The sequence below is a fragment of the Variovorax glucosi genome (assembly GCF_051216695.1).
GTDB lineage: Bacteria > Pseudomonadota > Gammaproteobacteria > Burkholderiales > Burkholderiaceae_C > Variovorax.
Map to the genome: position 1 here is coordinate 1 of NZ_JBPJZE010000427.1, position 1019 is coordinate 1019.

The 1019-nt window shown below is 66.5% G+C and carries 2 protein-coding genes; both read right to left on the bottom strand.

Annotated elements, in window-relative coordinates; all coding sequences use genetic code 11:
* The coding region (locus ACSFA3_RS26235) for a ParB/RepB/Spo0J family partition protein (protein ID WP_435508220.1) at positions 1-519 on the bottom strand (519 nt) is incomplete at its 3' end.
* A 76-nt stretch (positions 520-595) separates the two neighbouring features.
* A partial coding sequence (locus tag ACSFA3_RS26240) for a DUF932 domain-containing protein (RefSeq protein ID WP_435508221.1) occupies positions 596-1019 on the bottom strand: 424 nt, incomplete at its 5' end.

Sequence of the window (1019 nt, forward strand, 5' to 3'; positions counted from 1 at the left end):
GTTGGCGAGCTTCAGGCGCCGCTGTACCACCAAGGGCGTCACGCCGAAATCGGCGGCAATGTCGTCCACGGGTCGGCCTTCGGCCACGAGGTCTTTCCAGGCGAACAGTTCCTCGATGGGCGACATGGCCTCGCGCTGCACGTTTTCCGTCAGGCTGACGGTGCGGGCCGCATCGTCCTGCACCAGCAGGCAATGCACCTCATGGTCCTTTGCCAGCTTGCGGCGCTTGACCAGCAGCTTCAACGCGGCCAGACGCCGCCGCCCGGCCACCACGTCGTAGTGCTCGCCGTCGGACGCGGCCACCACGGTGAGGTTTTGCAGCAGTCCCACGCGCGCGATGCTCGCGGCCAGTTCGCGAATCGAGGTGCCGCCGCTCTTGCGCACGTTGCGACTCGAAGGCCGCAGCTTGGACAGCGGGATCAGCAGAAGTTCCTGCGAAGCCGCGACGGTGGCAGCGCCCGCAGCGATGGAGGCGGCTGCGTCGATGGCATTGGTTTCTTGAAAGGTAGCGGTGTTCATGGTGTAGCTCCTATCGGGACAAGATGAAGAAAATGGGGAATGGATGGAGGGACTGCGCGCCCTCCGGACTTGGGGCTCAGGCCTTGAGCTGGCGCATGCCATCGGCCAGCAACCACAGGGCGCGGTTCAGCCGGAGGTTCTGGTCGATACCCTGCACGGGTCGCGTGCTCTGGCGGCGACCGTTGGCGGCGCGGGCGCGCAGGCCGCCCTTGATGAGGTTTTCCTGCGTGCGGTTGAACACGCTCCACAGGTCGCTGCGGGCGTCGTCCGTGCGGCGCGACATCAGGATTTGGGTTTCCGTGACGGGTGCGGGCCTGTCCGGGTCGTCGTACTTGAGGGTCAGCGCGGCGCGGGCGAACACCTCCGACTCTCCGGCGTCCAGCGTGACCGTCTGCATGACTTCGCGCGACTCCTGCGCCCGGTCGAAGCCGCTCAAGACTTCATAGGCGCCTTCGATGACGTGGCCCGCCACATCGCCCTTGTGGGGTACGCGCACGTCC